Annotated in this window: 11 protein-coding genes; 9 read left to right on the plus strand and 2 right to left on the minus strand. The window is 42.6% G+C overall.

Annotation, left to right across the window (positions count from 1 at the left end; translation table 11 throughout):
• Window positions 1-38: 38 nt before the first annotated feature.
• Together KP625_RS12010 and KP625_RS12015 are read right to left on the minus strand one after the other, a co-directional pair.
• Window positions 39-1,268, minus strand: coding sequence for a sigma-70 family RNA polymerase sigma factor (locus KP625_RS12010; RefSeq protein WP_238298053.1), 1,230 nt, complete (start codon window positions 1,266-1,268; stop codon window positions 39-41).
• Between the two features lie 178 nt (window positions 1,269-1,446).
• Window positions 1,447-3,012, minus strand: coding sequence for an RNA polymerase sigma factor (locus tag KP625_RS12015; RefSeq protein ID WP_238298055.1), 1,566 nt, complete (start codon window positions 3,010-3,012; stop codon window positions 1,447-1,449).
• 249 nt (window positions 3,013-3,261) lie between these two features.
• Between KP625_RS12015 and KP625_RS12020 the strand changes: the two genes are divergently transcribed.
• The 9 genes from KP625_RS12020 to KP625_RS12060 all read left to right on the plus strand — a co-directional run bounded on the left by KP625_RS12020 (window position 3,262) and on the right by KP625_RS12060 (window position 23,634).
• A complete protein-coding gene (locus KP625_RS12020) occupies window positions 3,262-4,302 on the plus strand; it encodes an alpha/beta hydrolase (RefSeq protein WP_238298056.1) in 1,041 nt (346 codons plus the stop codon).
• Window positions 4,303-4,402: 100 nt separating this feature from the next.
• Complete coding sequence (locus KP625_RS12025) at window positions 4,403-6,448, plus strand: AAA family ATPase (protein ID WP_238298058.1); 2,046 nt, start codon at window positions 4,403-4,405, stop codon at window positions 6,446-6,448.
• Window positions 6,449-6,721: 273 nt separating this feature from the next.
• Window positions 6,722-7,534 carry a hypothetical protein gene (locus tag KP625_RS12030; protein ID WP_238298060.1) on the plus strand — a complete coding sequence of 271 codons (813 nt, stop codon included), beginning with the start codon at window positions 6,722-6,724 and terminating at the stop codon, window positions 7,532-7,534.
• A 133-nt stretch (window positions 7,535-7,667) separates the two neighbouring features.
• Window positions 7,668-10,505: an AAA family ATPase gene (locus KP625_RS12035; RefSeq protein WP_238298061.1), complete on the plus strand. Its 2,838-nt coding sequence runs from the start codon at window positions 7,668-7,670 to the stop codon at window positions 10,503-10,505.
• Window positions 10,506-10,670: 165 nt separating this feature from the next.
• Complete coding sequence (locus KP625_RS12040; RefSeq protein WP_238298062.1) at window positions 10,671-11,819, plus strand: DUF6361 family protein; 1,149 nt, start codon at window positions 10,671-10,673, stop codon at window positions 11,817-11,819.
• Window positions 11,820-11,827: 8 nt separating this feature from the next.
• Window positions 11,828-13,852, plus strand: a complete 2,025-nt coding sequence (locus KP625_RS12045; RefSeq protein WP_238298063.1) for a phospholipase D family protein — start codon at window positions 11,828-11,830, stop codon at window positions 13,850-13,852.
• A 3-nt stretch (window positions 13,853-13,855) separates the two neighbouring features.
• Window positions 13,856-17,152, plus strand: a complete 3,297-nt coding sequence (locus KP625_RS12050) for a DEAD/DEAH box helicase (protein WP_238298064.1) — start codon at window positions 13,856-13,858, stop codon at window positions 17,150-17,152.
• The gene (locus tag KP625_RS12055; protein ID WP_238298065.1) at window positions 17,115-20,192 is read left to right on the plus strand and encodes a PD-(D/E)XK nuclease family protein; all 3,078 of its coding nucleotides are present in this window, start codon (window positions 17,115-17,117) and stop codon (window positions 20,190-20,192) included. The genes KP625_RS12050 and KP625_RS12055 overlap by 38 nt, the downstream gene beginning before the upstream one ends.
• On the plus strand, window positions 20,185-23,634 hold the full coding sequence (locus KP625_RS12060; protein ID WP_238298066.1) for a UvrD-helicase domain-containing protein: 3,450 nt from the start codon (window positions 20,185-20,187) through the stop codon (window positions 23,632-23,634). The genes KP625_RS12055 and KP625_RS12060 overlap by 8 nt, the downstream gene beginning before the upstream one ends.
• The last annotated feature ends 237 nt before the right edge of the window (window positions 23,635-23,871 follow it).

The following is a 23,871-nucleotide window of genomic DNA, read 5'->3' on the forward strand; positions in this document are numbered from 1 at the left end:
GAGGGACGCTCCTTGTGATAAAGAAGCGTCCCTCAATTCTACGGGGAGAAGTAGGTTACATGGTCGTATGTACAAGGGATGACAACATTTCCGGTTTTGTCGATATAGCCCCAAAAACCATACTGATTCTGAACACATGCAAGTCCTTCGCGGAAATCATATACGGATTCATACTGGAAGTCAATGACGAGATTACCCTGTTCATCGATAAATCCCCAGTTCCCGTGGAGATTTTCTTTGACTGCTGCAAGACCGTCCGAGAATTCTCCGACGACCTCTAATTTGATATCCAGATTTCTTGCATCCGCTGATGGAGTGGTTGCATCTCCGGTATTTTCTTCAGAGGATGTGTCGTCAGCGATGGCTGTGGTATCCGATGGTTCGGATCCCATTTCTGTTGTAATTGTGCTTTCTGTCGTGATGTTTGCGACCGTTGTCGTATCTTTTCCTTTGTCACGGTTGCCTAAGATGATTGCGGCTGCAATCCCTCCTACGACTACGATGCCAGCAGCACTGGCGATAATTTTTGCTTTTGTGGTTTTTAACATTCCGTCTGCTCCTTTCTTTGCTGCGCCTTTAATTAGTGTATTTGTAGAGACGGAAGTAAAAATATTGGCAGGTGTCGGAGAGACATGGTACAGACTCTTGAATTCTTCTGTGAACAGGCACGCAAGAAGCGGGATGGCTCCAACAGAGTACAGCTTCTCGTTGTTGATGTTCTCGTACTGGGTAACTGCCTGCTTGATTTTGCCGCGCGCAACGCTCAGACGGTATGTAACCGTTCCGACCGGACATTCCATGATCTCTGCAATTTCAGATACGGAAAATCCGTTGAAGTAATGCAGAAATACTGTCTGAAACTGTACGTCGTTTAAGCATGTACGGATAATATTCATCACAAGCTGGCGTTTCTCCTGATTCGTGATGTAATCCTCTGGCAGAAAGTTTTCGTTTTCTTCCAGGATGACATTTTCTGCGGAATCCATATCCACGGGAACTGGATTGTTTCGTGCCAGAATGTTCTTGCATTTGTTTACAGCAATGCGGTTTAACCAATACAGGAATTTGTCCTTGTCCTGCAGTGTGGACAGGGAATTCATGACGGTCACGTAGACTTCCTGCGTGGTATCCGCCGCGTCCTGTTCATTTTTCAGAAAACTGAAGCAGGTGTAATAGACCGTCCAATATGTCTGTTTGTAGATTTCTTCCAGTGCTGACTGATCGCCTTGCATGGCCAGCTCTACATAGTAGCTTAAGTTTGAATCCATAGTTTTTTCTCTCCTCTTATAATATTTGATAAGTCTCTACATAATATAGACAAGTTTCGGACTTAAAATATTGAGTTTATTATAAATTTTTTTGAAAAAATTTGGAAGTATATTTATAAGACAAGGGGACGCTCCTTGCGACAGAAGAAGCGTCCCCAGTTTTACAAATGCAATTTTGTTAACGATACCACTCAAATTTTGTGATTTTATTATCATTATCTACATAGGCATTAATTTCATATTCACATTCGTCATTTGCCCATTTATATGACATGGATAATCCACCTGCATTATATGCCGTACCATACAGCGAAATCATATCTTCTATGTTAGAACCCAATCGAATTGTGTCATCAAAGACTAAATCCACTGCATCCGTTACATAGGCACCCGTTAATGTGCATTCGGATAATGGAAGGTCACCGTCAGTATAATTTGCAAAATATAATGTGATTGCAGCTGAAAAATCACCGGCTTCTTTATAAAATTTTACTGATTTCTCTGTTTCGCCTGCCGCAATATTTACACTTCCTATGTCTTTTCTATCTGATATATATAAATCCAGCCACGAATCATAACCTTTTAGATTTCCATCTTCAATGCATGCGGATAAAATATCGTTCACAGAAGTTTCAATGCCATCAAGTTTAAGCTCCGCTGAATTAATGTCATTTGTTCCATAAATAATATCGCCAAATGTAGCCTTATAATCATCCTTGTAACTATTTTTTAGTCCACAGAAACCATCTTCCGTACTCTGTGTGTTGGCAGATGTATTTTCATCTGAAAGAGCACCATCCGACTGACTGCTGTCATCTGTCGAGACCTCATCCTCTTTGTGCTCTGGTTCCACAGTGCTGTCTGCTGCTTCTGTCGTAAATGTACCTTCCGTTGTGATGCTGCCGGCGGTGGTTGGATCTTTCTCTTTGTTTCGTGTGCCTGTGATGATTGCGGCTGCAATTCCTCCTACAACTATGATGCCAGCGGCGCTGGCGATGATTTTTGCTTTTGCGGTTTTTAACATTCCGTCCGCTCCTTTCTTTGCGACTGCTTTTGCGAGTGTATTTGTAGAGACGGAATTGAAAATATTAGCAGGGGTTGGAGAGACGTGGTACAGACTCCGGAACTCCTCTGAGAACAGACAGGCAAGAAGCGGGATGGCTCCAACGGAGTACAGCTTTTCGTTGTTGATGTTCTCGTACTGGGTAACTGCCTGCTTGATTTTGCCGCGCGCAACGCTCAGACGGTATGTAACCGTTCCGACCGGACATTCCATGATCTCTGCAATTTCAGATACGGAAAATCCGTTGAAGTAATGCAGAAATACTGTCTGAAACTGTACGTCGTTTAAGCATGTACGGATAATATTCATCACAAGTTGGCGTTTCTCCTGATTCGTGATGTAATCCTCTGGCAGAAAGTTTTCGTTTTCTTCCAGGATGACATTTTCAGCAACATCCATATCTACGGTAACCGGATTGTTCCGTGCCAGAATGTTCTTGCATTTGTTTACCGCAATGCGGTTTAACCAGTACAGGAATTTATCCTTGTCCTGCAGTGTGGACAGGGAATTCATGACAGTCACGTAGACTTCCTGCGTGGTATCTGCTGCGTCCTGCTCGTTCTTTAGGAAACTGAAGCATGTATAATATACCGTCCAGTATGTTCGCCTGTAGATCTCCTCAAGCGCTGCTTGATCTCCCTGCATTGCCAGTTCTACATAGTAGCTTAAGTTTGAATCCATAGTTTTGTCTCTCCTCTTATAATATTTGATAAGTCTCTACATAATAAAGACAAGATTCGATCTCGAAATGTTGGGTTTATTATATATATTTTTTAAATTTCTCACAATATGTTTAGTGGAGACGTTATGAAAAGATAACAATTGTTGTAATGACATGTAAGCACAAATGCGGTAGAATAATTAATAACATGTAGTGAGACAGAGGGACGATCCACAAGACAAAAGAAACGTCCCGAAAGGAGAGCAGTTATGATAAATGTAGCAGAGATTATGAAGCGAGGAACGGAGAACAAAGAACTTCCGCTATGGGTGAATATGCGCCATGCGTGGATGGTGAATGACGGATTGCGCGACAAAGATCTGGAATATCCGGAAAATGTTGTACAGATCAAAAATTTAGATTATAAGAAGAAATTGGATGCAGAGCGGTTTGCTGCGATTTTGGATAGCTGGAAGATGGATAAGCAAAGGGAGATGTTGTATGCATCATCCGGGGATGCGTCGGACATTGATTCAGACAGCTATGTATCGAACAGTCTGTTTGATCTTTGTGTGCCGGCATCTTATATGGGAGACTCGGATAAAGCATATCCGGTGATCGTCAGTGTGCATGGTGGTGGCTGGTTTTATGGAGATAAGGAACTGTATAGCCATTATTGCTGTCATCTGGTACAAAGCGGATTCGTAGTTGTGAATTTTAATTATCGTCTGGCACCGCAGAATAAATATCCGTCTGCCATAGAGGATGTAGCATATCTCGTAAAATATATTGATGATCATGCGCGGGTGTTTGGCCTGGATATGAATCGGTTTTTCATGTTGGGAGATTCGGCGGGAGCACAGCTCACTGCGCAGTATTGCATTGCTGCGTCAAATCAGGAATATCGGGAGAAACTGGATTATTTTACCTATGATAAGCTGCCGGTTCGTGTTTGCCTGAATTGTGGTGCATACGACATGGGAAAACGGGATGACACGATCTCAAACTGGTATCTCAGGAAAGAGGGTACGTTGGTTGTGTCAGAAGAACAGTATCGGCTGTTCATGGATCAGTTAGCATATATGAATGCGGATTTTCCGGAAGCGTATCTGATGTACAGTGAGAATGATGATCTGCGGTTTCACACGATAGAACTGGATAAGAGGATGAATGATATTGGTGTGGCGCATGTGACGCGGGCATTTGGCGCTGGGCATCCGGAAAGTGGTCATGTATTTCATCTGAATCTTCGAAATTCGGATGGTGTACAGTGCAATGAGGAAGAGTGTTGTTTTTTTAAAAACAAATAAAACAACAAGTTTAATGATAAATCGGCTTTTTGAAGGTATAATCCTTTCACAAACGGAAGAAACAAAAGGAAAGGATGAGAGCGACATGTTGTTGTATAGGTTGATATTTCAATGCCCAAAGGACTTTGTGGAGAAGATACGACGGGAAGAACAGGATCGCATGCGGTCGGGATGCCGGTATCAAGGAACGATGTTATCATTGAATACAAAATTTGAAAATCATTATAATAATGACAGGCGAATGCGGGCAGTCATCAGTGGAATGACAGGAAATAAGTTGACTGTGGTGGTTGCCTGTGAGGCAGACAAAATAGAGCTTGCATCGTGTGTGAACTATATTGGAAGTGTCATTCCTGGTGCAAAATTCAAGAAGAAAACCGAACTGACGATTGAGGACTTTCAGCGGGAAGTACAGTATGCGAATGACAGAACATGGATTGGATGTGAAGGTGAAGATCTGGTTGACAGATTGGGATTGAATATTCGGGCGAAACGTTACCTCCTCACGGAGGGAGCTATGTATAAGATAGAAGAGACTATTTGTACAGGAGAAGATATCAATAAGGAGCTAAGCTTTGCGCAGCTTTCCGATATTATGGCATCGGATAATTTTCGGGAAGAAATGGAAAGAATCTATTCTGATGAAAATGAGAAGAAGTTCTATGGACACCCCGTGCATTATCTGGTTACGGCAGGAGAAAAGAAAGCGGCACAGGAGATGATCAAGATTCTGGTTTCCGCATTGGTGAAAAATAAACGACTGCTCGGTGGAAGAGTTTGTAGTATGTATGATCTTGCAGGAACCGCATACAGGGATGAAGGTTTTGACGTTTTATTTAATGCCATGAAAGGCGGAACGGTGGTTGTGTATCTGTCTATTTATCAGGATACCAGCCGGGTAAAGGAATATTCAGGCTTGATGGAACGGTTTGCTTCGAAGATGGAGACCTATGGAAATGATATCTTATTTATATTCGTGGATGTTTCGTCGCAGAGAAATATTGCAGACGATGCCGTGGCAATGATGCTTAAAAATGCAGATGTGGTCAGCATTGATGAAGGACATGGAGATCTGGAAGATGCGAAGGCATATTTGAAAAGGCTGGCTGGTAAGACGGTGTATAAAGATTATTCAACATCGGATCTGGATGTTTTTTTGCCTAAAGATAAGGTTGAATATACAGCATCGGATGTTTATCAGGCGTATAATCACTGGTATGGAAAAGGACTGAAAACGCATGTGTATAAGGCGTATAAGGAGCAGGATGTTGTACGGCTTAAGGTGAAGAATAAACCCAGAACGCCATACGAGGAGCTGCAGAAGATGATCGGACTTACTGAGGTAAAGATGGTGGTTGATGAACTCTGTGCTACGGCAAGGCTGAAAAGGACGCGGAAGCGGTTCGGAATTGTGGATGAAAATTTTACGATGCATATGCTTTTTTCAGGGAATCCGGGGACGGCTAAAACGACGGTAGGCCGATTGCTTGCACAGATCTTGAAAAACGAGGAAGTTCTAAAACGGGGACAACTGGTAGAGTGTGGACGTCAGGATCTGGTTGGAAAATATGTTGGCTGGACGGCGAAAAATGTGGAGGAAAAATTCAGATCTGCACGTGGCGGGGTTCTCTTTATTGATGAAGCATATGCACTTGTGGAAGATGGAAATACGTATGGTGCAGAGGCAATCAATACGATCGTACAGATGATGGAGAATTTCCGCGATGATGTAGTTGTGATATTTGCCGGGTATCCAGAGAAGATGAAACAGTTTCTGGATAAAAATGAGGGGCTGCGCAGCCGGATTGCGTTTCATATGAATTTCCCGGATTACAATACTGATGAACTTTTGGATATAATGAAGCGGATGCTGGAGCAAAGACAATTTCGCTTAGAGGGACAGGCGGCAGAGAGAAAATGTCGTTCGATTTTCGAGACTGCCTCCAAGGAAGCAGAGTTTGGAAATGGACGATTTGTAAGGAATCTGCTGGAGCATGCGATTATGCGTCAGGCAAATCGTCTGTACGAAGGTGCAGACAATGATAAGGAGATTTCAAAGGAGGAAGCAATGACATTGCTTGCAGATGATTTTGAGATGATTGGTATGAAGAAAGAGCGTAAAACAATGGGGTTTGCAACGGTATAAAACAGGGTCCAATGTTATTGGCAATACATGTAAATCAGTAAAACATGCAGGTTTAGCAACCTGTGTGTTTTTTTGATATAAATTGATAATTATGAAAATATAAAAATTAATACGCAAATAGTTAGGACAAGGGAATACCTCTTGTGATAAAATACTGGAGGAATAATGTGCTATTATGCTGTTTATAAATAGAAGGTCTATTAAATAAGAATTTATAGTATTAAGGGGATATATATGACTCTATCAAATACGGAAATTAAATATGAAAAAAAAATGTACAGGCTGAAATATGCGCCGGACTGGGACGGGCTAAAAGCTATGATCAATCGTGCGAAAGGATCTGAGCGGAGTATGCGGCAGTTTGCATCAGCTTGTGAAATCAGTCCGGCAACGTTTACCAGAATTATGAATGGCGATTATAAAAAACCGTTGTCAGTGGAGATGTTGAAGAAAATCGTAGAGGCAGCGGTGCCGGATGCCGGAGTCGCAATGCCGGAGGCTTTGCTGGCGGACGGCTATGTGGAAGAAGACCTGGATGCCTTGGAAGAAAATCGTTACACAGATCAACATGGCCGATTGAGAGTCTCAGACTTATATGAGATTCTTGTGAACGATCTGCGTCGGAGAAAATTACCATTTATAACATATTCTGCGGGCAGTGAAGAGGATATTCCGCGAAGTAGGTTGGAAATGAATAACTTTGACCGATATCAGTCTTATCATATGCTGACAGTTCACGTTCAAGGATACGAACCAAAGTACCACAAATTCCATGTGAATGATGCTGACGGGTATCATGTGCGGACAACGGAAGATCTATGGAGAATCCTTAAAGTATATTCTCTGATGCTTCTGCGGGATGCATATGAACCGGAGGCTGCAAACGATTATAAATACATCATTGTGTTTACTTCGGACAAGGTATTTCAGCTTTTCTCAGATGTAATGAAATCCGTAACCGTGAACAATTCGATATCGGCGATATTGGTAGATAAGCAGGAACGGTCGGTGCGGAAGGAATTTGCTATTCCAAGGAAAGATGGAAAAAGGGAAAAATCAATATTTGAGGAACCATATAAAGAGTAGTCAGAAATGACTGCTCTTTTTTTAATATTTTTATGTTTTTGTCATCAGTAACTGTTTACAAAACGCTAAACATATGTTAAACATATAATAAACAAATAAACAAGCGATGTGAATTGTAAAAGGAGAGGATATTATGCGATATTTTAATTGTATGTTGAATGCGAATTCAGAGAGTATTCAGAAAAACACAAAGATTCGTTTGAAGGATTATGATTATTCAAGTACGATTGCGGCGGTGAATACATATATGTACAGTCACTTGGAGAATGGTCATGCATTTCTTGTGTACAGGGAAGAGAAGAGTCGTCTTTTGGCAATCTTTGCGTTTGATGAGAAGCGCTATACATATCAGGAAGCATGTGAACATTATGCAGATATTCTTGGTCGGGTCTTTGGAGTGGAGAAGATGAAGGAAGAGTCTGTGGAACTTACGATGCAGGAATACCTGGATTGTCTGAACGAAGCAAGAAGGAGAGAATATAACAATCGTTTCTTGAATCATGTGGATAATACAAATTTGTGGATTTATTATATCAATGGAGACCATAATAATGAGCGTTTTGTCGGTTATGAATTCTCTGAGAAGATTATCTCGGAAGATAAAAAGAAAAGCAATACTATTTACGATGCCGGCTTTCTGAAAGAGCTGAACACGATTGATGCGCATGATAATACATCGGAATATTCCGGGAATATGGTGCACTATGTTATTTCCGGCAGAAGTATGGAAGCAGCTTCGGATATGACAGAGACCTTGATGCAGCATCTGCGGAAAGCTAACCGTATCCGTAGTCGGCGAATGGAGATTGTGAGGGAGATTCACCCGCAAATCTTCAAAAAAGATAATCATTTGGAAGACACGATAGAGAATAATTATGGTGGTGTTATCGTGATTGATCTTTCTGTACGGTTTGGACATAGTTCAACGGAATATGGTATGGCAGCAAAATATATTGAAGGTCTGGTAAAAAGATACCGGAACGAGTGCTTGTTTGTATTTACTTACAATATGGATGATCCGGGGTTTGCATACAGTGTTCTTCCAAATCTGAAGAAATATGTGATTCCGGTTACTCTACGGGAGGGAACCGGTGATCGCAGACAGGCGGTTGCATATATGAAAGCGTTGATCAAGGAGTCTGATTATGCAGAATATGCAAATCAGGCAACTGAATTTATGAAGCAGTTTCCGGGAGAAACATTTACGCAGACGGATGTGCTTATGGCATATGAGCAGTTTGAAGCGTGGTGTCTGAATAAGAATGTACTTCGGGCATATGACTGCGATATCACAAAGCGATTTTTGCTGGACCGGGATGAGAACACAGAATCCTCCTATGAAAAGCTTCAGAAGATGATTGGGCTGGATACCGTTAAGCATAAGATTGACGATATCATTGCGGAAAATATCATCGAGAAGGAGCGCAGGAAGCGTGTTGGAAAGAAATATAATACCGGTACGATGCATATGATATTTGGTGGAAATCCGGGAAGTGCGAAGACGACTGTAGCGAAGCTTTTTGCGGGTATTGCAAAGGAGAAAGGAATTCTGTCAAGTGGCGCATTTGTGGAGCGTGGTGGTATGGATTTAGATGGCTTGATGTACGTGGCGGCCATCCGGGATGCATTTTCCGCGGCAAAAGGTGGCGTACTCTTTATCGATGAGGCATATTCTATGAAGAGTGATGGAGCTGTGACAGTGTTGATTCAGGAAATGGAAAATCACAGGAACGATGTGATTGTGATTCTTGCCGGATACAATGAGCGGATGCAGAGATTTATGGAGATCAATGAAGGGCTGAAAAGCCGGATTCCACATTGGGTTGATTTCCCGGATTACAACGCAGATGAGTTGACAGATATTTTCCGGCTCATGGCAAAAGAACGGGGATTTTGTGTCGAAGAGGATGCTGTCGAGGAAGCACGTTATATCTTCGACAAAGTTCACAGGCTTGAAAATTTCGGAAATGGACGATATGTGCGTAATCTGCTCGACCGTGCGGTGCAGCAGCAATCGGTGCGGCTGCTTGCGGAGAGAAAGAATGCAAGTGCAATCAAAAAGAGTGAGCTCTTCCTTATAAAGAAAATAGATATTTCCGCATTAAAGGAAGATGTTGGAGAAGACCGGCCCGTGGGCAGTGCGAAGCAGGAACTTGCGGATATGATTGGGCTTTCTGGTGTGAAGGAAGTCCTGAACAAAGCAATCGCGAGCCATAAACTGAAGAAACTCTGTATGGAAAAGGGAATTCAGAAGGAAAACGCTTCCATGCATATGGTATTTACCGGGAATCCGGGAACTGCAAAGACGACGGTGGCGCGGCTCTTCGCGGAGATTATGAAGGACGAAGCAATCCTGTCGACCGGGAAGTTCGTCGAAGTCGGACGGGCAGATCTGGTCGGACAGCACGTTGGACACACAGCACCACTTGTGAAGAAGAAGTTCAGGGATGCACAGGGTGGCGTGCTTTTTATTGATGAAGCATATTCGCTTTGTGATAGTTATGAGAATGGTTTTGGTGATGAGGCAATCAATACGATCGTGCAGGAGATGGAAAACCATAGGGATGATGTAATTGTGATCTTCGCAGGTTATCCGGAACCGATGAAACAGTTTCTGGACCGTAATCCGGGTATGCAGTCGCGGATTGCATTTCAAATCGAATTCGAGGATTACACAACGGAAGAACTTTGCGCGATTACGAAGCTTATGCTTGCGAAAAAACAGCTGACGATTACGGAAGCTGCGATGAATAGACTGGAAGGCATTTACGATGCTGCGAGAAAGAGCAGCGACTACGGAAATGGACGATTCGTCCGTAAGATGCTGGAGGAGGCGGAAATGAATCTGGCAGAACGGATTATGGGTGCAGATTCGGATTCACTTACATTAGAGGCTGTCTCAACAATTGAGGAATCCGACATTCCGGAGTACCGTGCAAAGGAAAGCAAAAAGATACCGATTGGTTTTTAACGAAAACATTTTTTGCACATTTTTGTCGAAATATGGTAGAATCAGAACTAAGCAGGAGTTCCCGGGATATTCGCAGCATGCGGTGTAGTTTTTTGTAAGCTCATCAACCGGTTAGCTGTGTAGCAATAAAGAGGACGGAGGATATTTAACATGCAGATTGGATGGGTGGATTACGAAGAAGAACAACGAAAAAATGTAACTATGTTGTTGAAAAATCTCGGCGAACCATCTGTTATGGATGAGTTAGGTTTTTTGACAATAAAAAGGCGGATATCCGATTGCTTGTATCCTGGGATCTCCACCAATTTAACGCTCGCGAAATATTATATTTTGATTCCGATGATTTTTCGGTCTGCGTTATCGGAAAACAGACAACAGGTGGTAAAGCATATCCGGGAGATGCAGGATAAAACTACAGGCATATTAGCTGAATATAGAAAAAAACAGGAAGAAACCACAGACAAAATTCGCGGTATTATTGGCGGAAAACGGACACCGATGAATGTGTATTGGAGTTCTTTGCGAAAGTTTGGGATTCTAAAAAGGAATGTTGGAAACATTGGAGATGCTTGCAGTCGAGTTGCCAGAGGGGAAGATGTTTTTGACTTTGAAATCAAGACAACTTTAAAGAATTTCTTTGATTCCAAGGAAAATAATCCGTTGGAGCTAACACAGGAGGAGAAAGAAGCTTTGAAAGCTAAAATGCTTCAGGCAGAAGGAATACAAAATTCGCTCCTTCAATATTGTCTGGTTAATAATCTGTCATTGCAGGAAGACCAATTTCCGAACTCAGACACTATAAATAGAAAAAACAAACAATATGATTTAGCTATTATAAAAACACGTGTCACAGATGCCGGGAAACTGTCTTTGCTTATGGAAGGGATATATGCTGTCTATAATTTGATTTTTCTTGAAAAAAATGGGACTACAACGCAAAAAGAGATTAATCAGGAAAAATTGAAAAAGATTTTTCATGACTGGCTAGAAAAATATAATAAAAATAAAATCAAATCCTCGGATATAGATCTAATTATGGATGATTATGTAGAAGCTGGCGCTTATAGGGAAGCGCTATGCTCCTTTTTGAAAAATTTCATAGAGAATATAGAGGAAATAAGCGGGCAGAGAGTGGAAAATCCGGAAGATATAAAAATATCGAATGAGTTGACCAACCTTATTATAGATCGTGAAAAATACTGTAAACAGGACAGGGCAGAGCTTGGAAAAAAAGGAATTCCATTCGAAGAGAAAAAAACAACATTGGATTTCAGACATGGTGTGGCACAGAAGATATTAAAGGATATTATATAAAGTAAAAGATGGAAGAAAAGGAAATGCAACAAAAACGAATATTGAATCCGGAGACAGCGCAGGTAGAATATTGCGGCCTTTTGCAGGCTGGAGATGAGTATGAATTGGAGCAGGCGGTATGTCTGACTTATTCCCTCGATCTTGATGCACTGCTGGGTGTGCTGCTATCTTTGGGACAGCGTGAGGCAGACGGCGGTCAGAAAGAAATCTATAACCCGTTGGTTGGTGTGCGGATTGTGCGCGAACTGAGCAAAAAGGTGCATGTTTTTTGTAATAAAGGCGGTTGCAAGCTGCCGGTGACTACAACGGATAAGACAAAAGCGCTGTATCAGATGATAATCAATAACTGTGTGCATGAAGTATCCATGAAAAACGAAGGGTATAATTTCCATCCGAAGGTATGGATTCTTCAATATAAAAAGAAAGAAACTGACAAACAGATAATGAAACTTGTGGTTTCCAGTCGAAATCTTACATTTGACCAGGACATGGATGTATCGGTAGAGATTACCGGGCAGATAACAGACAATAACGGGCAGATAACAGACAATAAAAATGTGGAAAATCGTTCTTTGTGGATGATGCTGGACTGGGTGGCGAGACAGATAAAACAGTCTGACGATAACGATAGTCAACTGGCGAGACAGAAAAAACAGTCCGACGATACCGATAGTCAACTGGCGAGACAGAAAAAACAGCCCGACGATACCGATAGTCAACTGGTGAAAAATTTAATGGAAAACTTAAAAAAGATAAAGTTTCAGGTAGATCCGGGCATATTTACCGGACCTGTATTTCATTGGTTTCATGGAGGAAAAAAAACAGAGAAACCGGAAAAGTTATTTTCATATTGTGAGAATTTGATTGTAGTTTCCCCATTTCTCGCAGAAGGTGTAATAAAAAAGTTCATCTTTGAAAATGGTACAAAACCGCAAAGAAGATGCCTGATCACGCGGAAAGAGTCCTTGACGCAGGGAATATACGAAATATGGTGTCAGGATGAAAAAGGTGAAATCTGGGTTACAAAGGATGATTGTGACAGAAAAATACATGCAAAAATATATTATACAGAAAAAGATGAGAAGCAGAAATTATATATCGGTTCGCTCAATGCAACACAAAATGCATTTGAACATAATGAAGAAGTGTTATTGGAACTGAAATATAAAAATCAGAAATATGAGAATATCCGAAAGAACCTGCTGGCGCTGCCTGCGCAGGGCGGAAAAGAGTGTTCGCCTTTCTTTGAAAAAGTTGAGGATAAATCCCAAATTCATGAGAATGAAGAACGGACGGAATCTGCTGACGATTTCCGAAAAGTGATATATGCGATTCAGGATGCGAAGCTTTCGTTTTCGGATGGTTTATATGACATAACCGTAGAGGCTGAGGCAGAGAATGCGGATTTGTTTAAGGATATCTATATATATCCGTTTGGGGCTGTAGAAAGAAAAAAAGCAGAAGCAAAATTTGAATTTAAAGAAAAAAAATACGAAAAAGACGAAAAATACGAAAAATATATCTATATCGCATGTATGAAGGGACTGCAGCCACAGGAACTTGGTACGGGTTTTGTAGTGACGAAAAAAGAGAAAGACGGCAGTCTGAGTGAAGAGAGATTGATACAGCTTACAGTCGCAGACGGGCAATTACCGGATGGACAGAAAACGTGGAGAAAAGATGCGGAACAGGCATGCATAGATATGATTTTTGGAGATGCAAAATATCTGGATGCATGGATGATTCGTGATATCTTTAACGTTAATCTGAAGATAGACTCGGATGGAGACGGATATGCAGAGGGCGATGGACATGGTACAGGGGATGGATCAGTATGGGAAAAATACACATGGTATGAGCAACTGTTGAAACATGCGGCAATGGATCCGGAAAATCTAAAAATGCATTTGGATGCATGGATGAAAAAAAGAGATAAATATGGTACGAAATTTACGGAGCGGATGAACGAATTAACTCCGTTGTTTCAATTGATAGAAAAGGCAATAGAAGATACATCAAAAAAAGAGGAATGATAGATGGAGCTAGGAAACGGACAACAAGCAAAAAAATTTCAAGAGGCAACCGCGGATTATATCGTGGAACAGTTGAATAAGAAAAACAGGTTTCTGCTTGCTGACGAGGTCGGTCTCGGAAAGACAATTATTGCGAAGACTGTCATTGAAAAGATGCAGGAAAAATCTAAAAAAAATAAATTTACTGTCCTTTACGTGTGTTCCAATGAGGTATTGGCAGATCAGAACTGTAAGAAACTAGGGATGTGCGCACCAAAAAATGTAAATGAATGCCGGCTTTCCATGCTTCATTTGAAAATACAGGAACTACAAAACCAGCAGAACGGCAAGTTATTACTGATTCCCATGACGACGAACACATCCTTCAAACTGTGTGGAGTCGGGAGTGCTGAGGAACGTGCTTTGGCTGCATTGCTTCTTGCTACATATAAAACATATGAAGCTAATGCGAATGAAAGTCCGGATTGCAAATCGAAAATTGAGAAAATTGAGACAGATTATGCATGGCTGATGAAAGGGCGAAAATGTGAAAAAAACTGGAAAAAAGATGATAAAACAGGGTATTTTTGTACACAGAAAAGTAGATTAGAAGAGTTGGCGAAAGATTCAAAACAGGAATCAGACTATATTGAGAAACTGCGTAATTATATTAATGAATACATGGAAAAGGAAAAGGAAGAAAAGGAAAAGGAAAAGGAATATTTGGGTTTGCAAAGTGCCATAGATTGCTTACTTGACAAGATGCCGGATTCAAATGCAAACATAGACAGTTTGCGAAACGATTGGTGGAATCATGAAAAAAATATGAATCAAAAGATGACGGATGGGAAAACATGGCTGGATATGTGGAAAGATGTTGTATCCCGTGTCCGAAAGATGTTTGCTGGATTTACACAGAGTATGTTAAATGCGGATCTGATTGTTATGGATGAGTTCCAGCGGTATGAGGAGTTACTGGAAACAGGAGAAAATCAAAGTGAGAGCGCAAAGATATTTCAGGAATTTGGAAAAAATACAAAGATGCTGTTATTATCTGCGACGCCGTATAATTTGCGGGCAGGAGAACAGGAAAAAAATAAATCAAATGATAAATTCCTACACATGATGCAATCTCTTATGCCGGATCATGATAACCGGAAGGAATATGAAAAATTTGAATCTGCATGGAATTCCTATGTAGATAAAATGCGTGAATTTGAAAAGGCACCGAATCCCGATAATAAGCAGCAACTGCTGACAGACAAAAAGGCTGTAGAAGAGATGCTGTATTCCTGCATGTGCAGAACCGAGCGACGAAGTGAACAGATGATAGATACATCCAAAGTGAAAAATATGAAGGATGTGATGATGAAAGTTGAAAAAGATAAAATAGATGTGCTTTCGTATGATGTGCATTCGTATATCGAATTGAAACGATTTGTAGATATACACAAAACGGAATTTGAAGAGTCTGCGAAGAAAAATAAAATCAGCAACTATCATTTTCGGATGGATTATGTGAAATCAACTCCATTTTTATTGTCGTTTATGGTAAATACGAATGATTATGCTTTTAAGAATGTTTTTGATAGTGTGATGGAAAATCATGCGGAAATAAGAGAAACAGTCGCAGAAGAGATGCCGCATGTGCTGCTGGAAAGTGATATAATTGAGAATTACAAAAAGCTTCCTGCGAATAATGCAAGACTTACAACTTTGTTTCGTGAGGTGTTTGGGAACGATTCAGATAGCGGGAATGAGAATTTTCATCCGGAGCGTCTTCTGTGGATTCCTGCATCGAATCCATATTACAGTTGTGACAATACTGTGTTTCAAGCCTGTGCCGGATATACCAAGACACTTATTTTTTCGAAGTGGCAGACTGTTCCAAGAGCAATCTCCACATTGACTTCTTATGAGGCAGAACGTAGGGCAAGAAAATCCGGTACGAATGAAGGAGAATCCGGTACGAATGAAGGAGGATATCATGCATCCAGAAACGAGTATTTAGGGGATAAAGACGCAAAAGAACTGATTGCGTATCCGTCTGTGTGGCTTGCGGATGTATATGGAAAAAGAAAACAGAAAGAAGCATTTAGAAATACAATACAGGAGTTAAAAGAAGATGTCCGTAAGAAAATAAAAAAAGATATTTGCGGATTTGGCATCGAGAAATTTAATCAGATTTCGAGTGGAGCCAAGGACATTTTGTCGTTTTTGACAGAAATGGATCGCATATATTGGGTTGAAAAAAAGACTGGGGAGTCTGATATAGATGCAGGTAAAAAAGCAGATATACTGGATATACTTGTAAATATTGCAATTGCTTCTCCGGCAGTATGCCTGTATCGTGAAGTGCTTGAAATGGAACCGAAACAAGAAATACGAAAGATACAGGATAGTGTGGAACAATGTTGCAAAAATAGTTTTGTTTCGCTGTTTAACAAACCGGAAATAAAGCAGATTATGGAAGCGGTGTATCCGGATGAAAAACCGAATCATGCAAAGGTGTTTCAGTATTGTGTAGACGGAAATTTGCAGTCGGTGTTGGATGAGTATCGGTTTGCGCTGGGGGTATCAGACCGGGAAGGATTCTTGAAAGCAATCGGGGAATCGTTTCTACAGACCACAACACTGGATTATGTACCGGCGGAAGCATATATGGGACAATCCAATGACGATTCAAATAAGAAATCAAATAAAATGCGAATGCATTTTGCCGTTGGATATTTTGATATAAAAAGCTCCGATAATAAGAGCGTTGTCCGTGCAAAGAATATACAAACAGCATTTAATTCGCCGTTTTGGCCGTTTGTTCTGACTACGACGTCGGTTGGGCAGGAAGGCTTGGATTTTCATTTGTATTGCCGAAAGATTATGCATTGGAACTTACCATCAAACCCGATTGATTTTGAACAGCGGGAGGGAAGAATTAACCGATATCTGTGTCATGCAATTCGTCAAAATGTGGCGCAGGAAGAGGACTTTTTATGGGAAGATAAATTTATTTCTGCAAAGAAATCCTGCAATGATTCATCCGAGTTGATGCCATATTGGTGTCTGCCGGAATCCTATCTGGAGAAAACGCCGTATAAGATCGAGCGTATTGTACCGATGTATCCGTTTAGCCAGGATGAGATACAGTATCAGAGAATCAAGGATGTGCTTGCGAATTACCGTATGACACTTGGACAGCCGGATCCGGAGGCACTTGCACTTCGATTAGGAAAAGCAGACCTTTCGGAACAAGAGAGGGAGAACTTAATTTTTAATTTGTCTCCATATGAAAGAAAAAGGAAAGAAGAACAGGGGAATAGATAAAATGACATTGGAAATGTATTTGGGAGAGAATATACAGAATCGAAGAATCCTTGTCGTGTCTGATATGGCAAAAGGACAGGCGCTTCTTCGGAAGTTCGAGAAGAAAACAGGGAAGCTCGTCCAGAATGTAACATGTCTGACATTAGATGAACTTGCCAAAACACTATTTTTATATTTTCAGTCGAGGGTTGGCTATAGAAGCGAATATGAGTTGATCGATGATACAGCGGTTTCCGCATTGATTCGGAGCGTATTCCGTGAGAATGCGTCTTCTATGCGGTATCTGGTAAATGAGAAGATTCTGAATCTCAAAACAACCAGAGAGCTGGCGAGGATGATTCAACTGATCCGGGCAAATGGCTGGAAGGATGAAGGAAAACAGAATGCACGCCTGCAGGACGTCTTACGCTTGAAAGATCTGTATGAGACGAAGTTAGCGACGGAGAAGCTGCTTGACAGTATTGCCATGAAGCGTTTCGTGCTACAGGCACTGGAAGCGGAGGACGCCGGGGCGTGCGTGGCAGAAGCGCTTGCGGCACAGATCAATTATCTCGCAGAGGAGGTAGAAACCTATACGGAACTTGATAAGAAGCTGCTTTCGGTGATACAGACAGATGCGGATGCGGAGGTGCGTGTATTTGATCCGCTGTCTGTTGTCGGGAATCTGGAGCATCTGAAGGGAAAAGCAGAATTTTATAAAGGGTATGGAACATTTAATGAGATGAATTATGTGGCATATGATATTCTTGAGAAGAAGCATCCGCTTGGCGCGGTGACAGTGCTGTACAGTTCTCCGGCACAGGTGCCTGCAATCGTCTCTGCGTTTGCCGGGAATGGACTTTCGATGCGGCTGCTTTCTCATTATCCGATGCAGGAAGATATGTATGTGAGCTTCGTCAGAAATATTCTTGCGTGGGCAGAGGATGAGTTTTCGGAGAAGAAATTGGAACAGATTCTGTCCGGCCCGGGATGTTGTGAAAACTATTTTTGGAGAATCCAGAATGCAGGCAGAAGATGGGAAAACCAATTTGTTCTGGGTGGTGGCTATGAGAGAAATCGGGAGTTTGTAAAGCAGGAACGTGCACTTGATGAGGCAAAGGCAGCAGAACAAGCAGCAGCAGAACAGGCAGCAATGGAGCAGGTAGAAACAGAAGCGGATGCCGATGCAAAGGACAACACAGCATCAGCAGAAAAGAAGGAAATAAATATCTGGGATATGCACACGACGATGCTGGATATTTTCGCGGATAAGAATCAAAACGAATATGGACCGGATGCGTTGGTTGATCCAGCCGAGATCTATGGACGGCTGATGGAATTCGTGAAAATGTATGCTAGAAAAACAACGAAGTATAAGGATTCGGTACCGGCACTTGCGGAGTTGCATGTAGCTATGAAGTTAGAACAGCGCAAAATTCCGTACAGAGAAGTATTTGCGTATATCAAGGAATTTATCGACGGGCTTACCGTGTCAGAGAAGGAAGCTGCGGACGCAATTTCTGTCTGCCGTATGGGAGACTGGGAATTGCTGGATCGTCCGTATGTATATGTGACGGGACTCGCATTAAAGGACATGCAGGGCAATCAGACAGAATCTCCGGTTCTTCGGGATGCGGAGATGGATGCATATTTGATGGGTGGATATCATCCGACGATTGCTCAAGAGGGAGAGCGGAAGAAAACAAATCTGCACCGTACCATTGCGACTTTTGATGGGGAGCAGATTGTATTTGGATATTCGGATTTTGATGTAAACGGATTCTATGAGAATACACCTTCCGAATTCTATACGGAATGCCTGCGTATCTTGCAGGGAGACTCCGTGAAGGAACTTCCGGAATTTGTGTATGGCAATCCGACAGCCGGGGAGAAGTATCCGGTCACAGATAAATGGAACAAGGCAGATTGCAGGCTGTCTGAGGAGACAAGCAGCAGTGCACTGGAGGAACTGCTCTCTTGTCCGAAGAAATATGCTTATGACAGAAATCTGCATATTCCGGAGCGGGAATACAACGAGATCGATTCATCTGTGTGGCTGGATGCGACAACCAGAGGTACATTTTTTCATGAGATTGTAAAGGACTATATGAATCAGTTCCTAACCTGTGATTCTACGGTGTCCTGTGAGAAAGATGCGGAAGCGATAAAGAATGATGTGCGTGAAATCGCGGATAAGATTAAGATTGAAATCCTGAAGATGTGCCCGGCTCCGTACCAGGAACTGGCAGATAAGGAGACTGACCTGCTCGTGGATGCGACAGCGGAGTATCTGCAGGAACTGCATGAGGAGTACCAGAAGGAAGGCTGGCGTACGCTTGTGGCAGAACAGAAGTTTTCAGATGCAAAATTTTCGGTTGATTTATATTCTGATCAGGCGGGCAGGAAGCATGATTTTGTGATAAAGAAAGGCTTCATTGACCGGATTGATTACAGAGTGGACTGGGATAATGAAGAGCTGCACCTTAGAATTGCGGATTATAAGACCGGTAAGCTGAATCATAAGAAAACACAGCTTGAACGGGGGACACTGGTGCAGTATCTGATCTACAAGAATGCATTGATGGATTCCGGAAAATACGAGGAAGAAGACAAAGCTCCGGTTCCCCTGCGTGAGTATGTGCTTGGAATCGTAAGAGAAAGAGAAGCGGCGAAAAATCCTGATTACATGGACGTGGAATGGGAGGTATGTTTCGATGAATTCGAGTATGTATTTCCTCTGGACCAGAAAGAAAACCGCAAATTGTCGATTGCGGAGCATGACATGCAGGGAATCAATGTTACGCGGTTAAAGGTGATTCTGACTGCAATCGAGGATAAAAAGATGTATCCGGACTGTATGGATATGCGGAAAATCGTTGGAGAATATAGTAAGCAGTATGGCAAGAAGGATTCGGGACTGTATGAACTGGCGGATACCATAATAAAAACAAACAATAAAGGTGAACCATGTTGGGCGAAGGAAGAATACAGCGGCTGTGCATATTGTGGATATGCAGATCTGTGCGCACATAGAAAGGCAGGTGAGATTACAAATGCTTAATGAAAAGGAAAAAGAACTGCGCGATGCACTTGGATTGCTAAAGCCCGAAGATGGAAGTAAGAACTATAGCGTCAAAGCCGGGGCCGGTGGAGGAAAGACAACCACCCTCAGTCAGCGTATCTGCAATCAGATCGTGAGCGGCGTGCCTGCCGAAGAGTTTGTGATCATCACCTATACCAACGCGGCAGCGGCAGAGCTGCGTGACAAAATCACGGATGCGTTACGGAAAAAGCTGGAGAAGAAGGAAACCTTGTCTGAAACGCAGATCGGATATGTGAAGAACGCACTTGCTTCCATGGATCTGATGCAGATATCCACGATCCATTCGTTCTTGCTCAAGATTCTGCGTGAACATACCTTTGAAGCCGGAATCACACTGGATGCAGAACTGCTGGAAGAAGATAAAAATGAGAAGCGCAAGGAAAAGTTCTTCAATACATGGTATAAGAACCATATGGATGAAATCGATGCGATAGGGGAAAAGGACGACTGGAAACATATAGCCAAAAAGGGTGGACAGACAGAACACAGGAGGGAAGTGTTCAAAAATATGTTCTTTGATCTGGCGGATGTGCGGGAAGATGTCCGGTATTGTCTGAGTGATCCGGCACCAGAGCTTGCGAAAGAAGCACAGGTTTATGTGGATACCTGGAAACAAAAGTTCCTGAACTATGAACTGGAGTTTAAGAGTAACCAGCCAATGAATAAGAATGGAAAGTTGAAGAAAGTCAATGCGAAACCTCAGAGCATTCTGGATGCAATAGACAAAATTAAAGGTAAGACCGTGTATAACGCGGACGATGCGTGTAGCGTGGCAGATGCGCTGTGTACAATTGTGGAGCTGATTGCAGATGACTATAATTTCTTCGGAAAAACAGGAGGGGTATCAAATCCAATCGGAAGTCTGCGTGCGGTGATAGATACATTTGTGTTGGATGCAGATGAAATGAAATGGAATTTCGGGAAGCGCTATAATGCTGCGATGGATGCATATAAAAGGGTTGCACCGGTTGTCTCTTATGTATGTGAAATGCAGAAGGCATACCAGAAGGAAATAGATGCAAATACAAGGGAATTATCCAACAACGATATTTTGTACCGGACAGACAGACTGTTGAAGCAGCATCCGGATGTCCTGGATGAATTGCGGATGCGGTACTCGAAGATTTATGTGGATGAATTTCAGGATACGACCGGGCTTCAGGCAGGAATTGTGCTGCAGTTATCGGAAAAGCCCGGAACGAAGCTGGAAGACTATGACTTGCAGGAGGATAAGCTGTTAGTCGTCGGTGATCCGAAGCAGTCCATCTATCGGTTTACCGGTGCTGAGAAAGCGGTCTATGATAAGGTGGATCATATTCTGGCGGAGAAAGCGGATACTCTTGCACAGTCGGTTGTGCTGCATCATAATTTCCGCTCAAATGCAGCGATCGTCAACTGGGTAAATAACAGTTACCGGGTGTTGATGGGGGCAGATTATGATGAGATGGAGACGGATTGGAGTGTCACAGATACGCAGGCGCTGCATGGCGTGTATCGGTATGTTCCGAAGCAGTCGGGCGACGGAGAAAACAGCGAACAGGAAAGCGATGCGGAGGCGGTTAGAGGGCTGATCGAAGAGTTGGTCGGAAAGCCATATTGCTTTGTCGAACAGTGTCATAGAAATCCGGACGGTACATTTGCGGAGCCGGAGTTACGGAGAATCCGATATTCCGATATCATGGTACTGTTTCGGAACACAACGAAGATGGATGTGTATGATTCAGTACTGAAACAGGCGGGAATCCCAACTGCATTCCAGGGAAAACAGAAGGTTGCCGGGGAAGAGGTATTGCAGAATTTTGTTATATTGATGGAATATATGGCTTCCTGGTCGGGAAAAAGAGAGCTTGCAGCAATACAGGTCGTGCAGGGACTGGATGTGACAAATACAGATCCGGAAAGCATCAAAAAAGCAGCCGGGAAGCTGCGGGAATTGAAAAATACATTTGCGGATAAGAATATGGGAAGTGCGGCGGTTGCGCAATACCTGTTATCGCATCCGGAACTCTATATGCCGAAGGAGAAAGAGCAGACGCTGGAAGATGTGAAGCGTTATCAGACGCGGTTACATCAGATGGTGGAAGCGTGCATACAAAAAAATGATGGAGATATGCGGATATTGGCAGATCGTATGCGGGAATATCTTGCGAAGAAGGTGGAACGGGAGGTTCCGCTTGAAAATCAGGAGAATGCGGTACGCCTGATGAACGTACATAAGTCCAAAGGACTGACCGGACAGATTGTAATTATTGCAGATCGTTCGAATCAGGAAGGCTGTTGGTATGGCGCGTTCCGGTCAGCCGGGAAATATTATCCGGTGGCAAGGTATAGATATTCAGCATACGGAAATATGAAATCCGTGACGTCACCTGCGTATGTGCACGACAGGAACCTGTTGGATCAGGCATATAGAGAAGAGACGGAGGAAGCAATCCGTCTGCAGTATGTGGCGGCAACGCGAGCTGCACAGGCATTGATCATTATGCCGGCACTTGGAAACAACGTGTGGTTTTCCAATCCGGCGTATGGATATGATAAGCTTCCGGACATCCAGACATGGCTTAGCGAACGCGCAGGCGATGCGGCGGTGAAGATAGACGCAGAGCGCAGACCGGCTTCTGTCACAAATAAAAATTGTGCAGATCTGCAGGTGCAGGTTGCACTCAAAGATGCCATGCAGGACGGAAATCCATATGCGGAAAATACATTGACCAGCATTACACCGAGTGGATTGGAAGCACCGGTAAGCACCGGATATGCTTCTGGTAAGGATGAAGAATATGTCCGGGAGGAGCGGCCGAAGGGAGATGTGTTCGGTGATGTTATGCACCGCGTCTATGAGCTTCTTATTATGCGGTTTAACCGGATTATTGGTATGAGTGATCCGGAGCGGGAAACAGCAGTTGCCCAGGCAATCAATCAGGCAATTTTAGAACATCAGGATGCCATGCGTGCAAACGATCACCCAGACGAATATTTCAGCTTCTTAAAGCGTGTTATGGTAGATCAGGGATATTTGAAAGACGTGATTGCACCGATACTTTCATCTGCGGAAGCGGTATATCCGGAATATGCATTTTCCTTCTATGTGCCGGAGGCAGAGCAGGAACAGTTCAAACAGGATTTTGCCCCGTATCTTAAACTTGCGAAGGTGGAATCCGTGGCGGATAAGATCTGGGTAAACGGAAAAGCAGATTTGGTTGTCGTGAACAAGGATGGATTGGTCAAGGTGTATGATTATAAATCAGATTCCAGAAATGGAAAGCCGCTTGCCGATTTTGAGACAACACTGGCAGGTAAATATGCCGGACAGTTGGCGCTCTACCGGTATGCTATTGGGAAAGCGTTTGGCGTAACCAGAGTGGAAACGGAATTAATCCATTTATATAGGAAAATATAAGATGAAAAATATGAGGGGAGATGCGAAGCCGCAGAAATGTTAGGCCATATTATAAGAAGGAACCATAGAGCATCAAAGAACAAGTAATTTGAAAAAACTTCATTTCAATTACACTGTCGCTGTTCTTGTCTGTAACGCGGAACTATTTTTCAACGAACCGTTCAATGACAACTCCGGATTTCTGCGGTAGACTGCAAATATGAAACAAAAAGAAAACACAGTGAATGAAATGGCGGA

The sequence above is a fragment of the Eubacterium sp. MSJ-33 genome, assembly GCF_022174665.1.
Classification (GTDB): Bacteria; Bacillota; Clostridia; order Lachnospirales; family Lachnospiraceae; genus Coprococcus_C.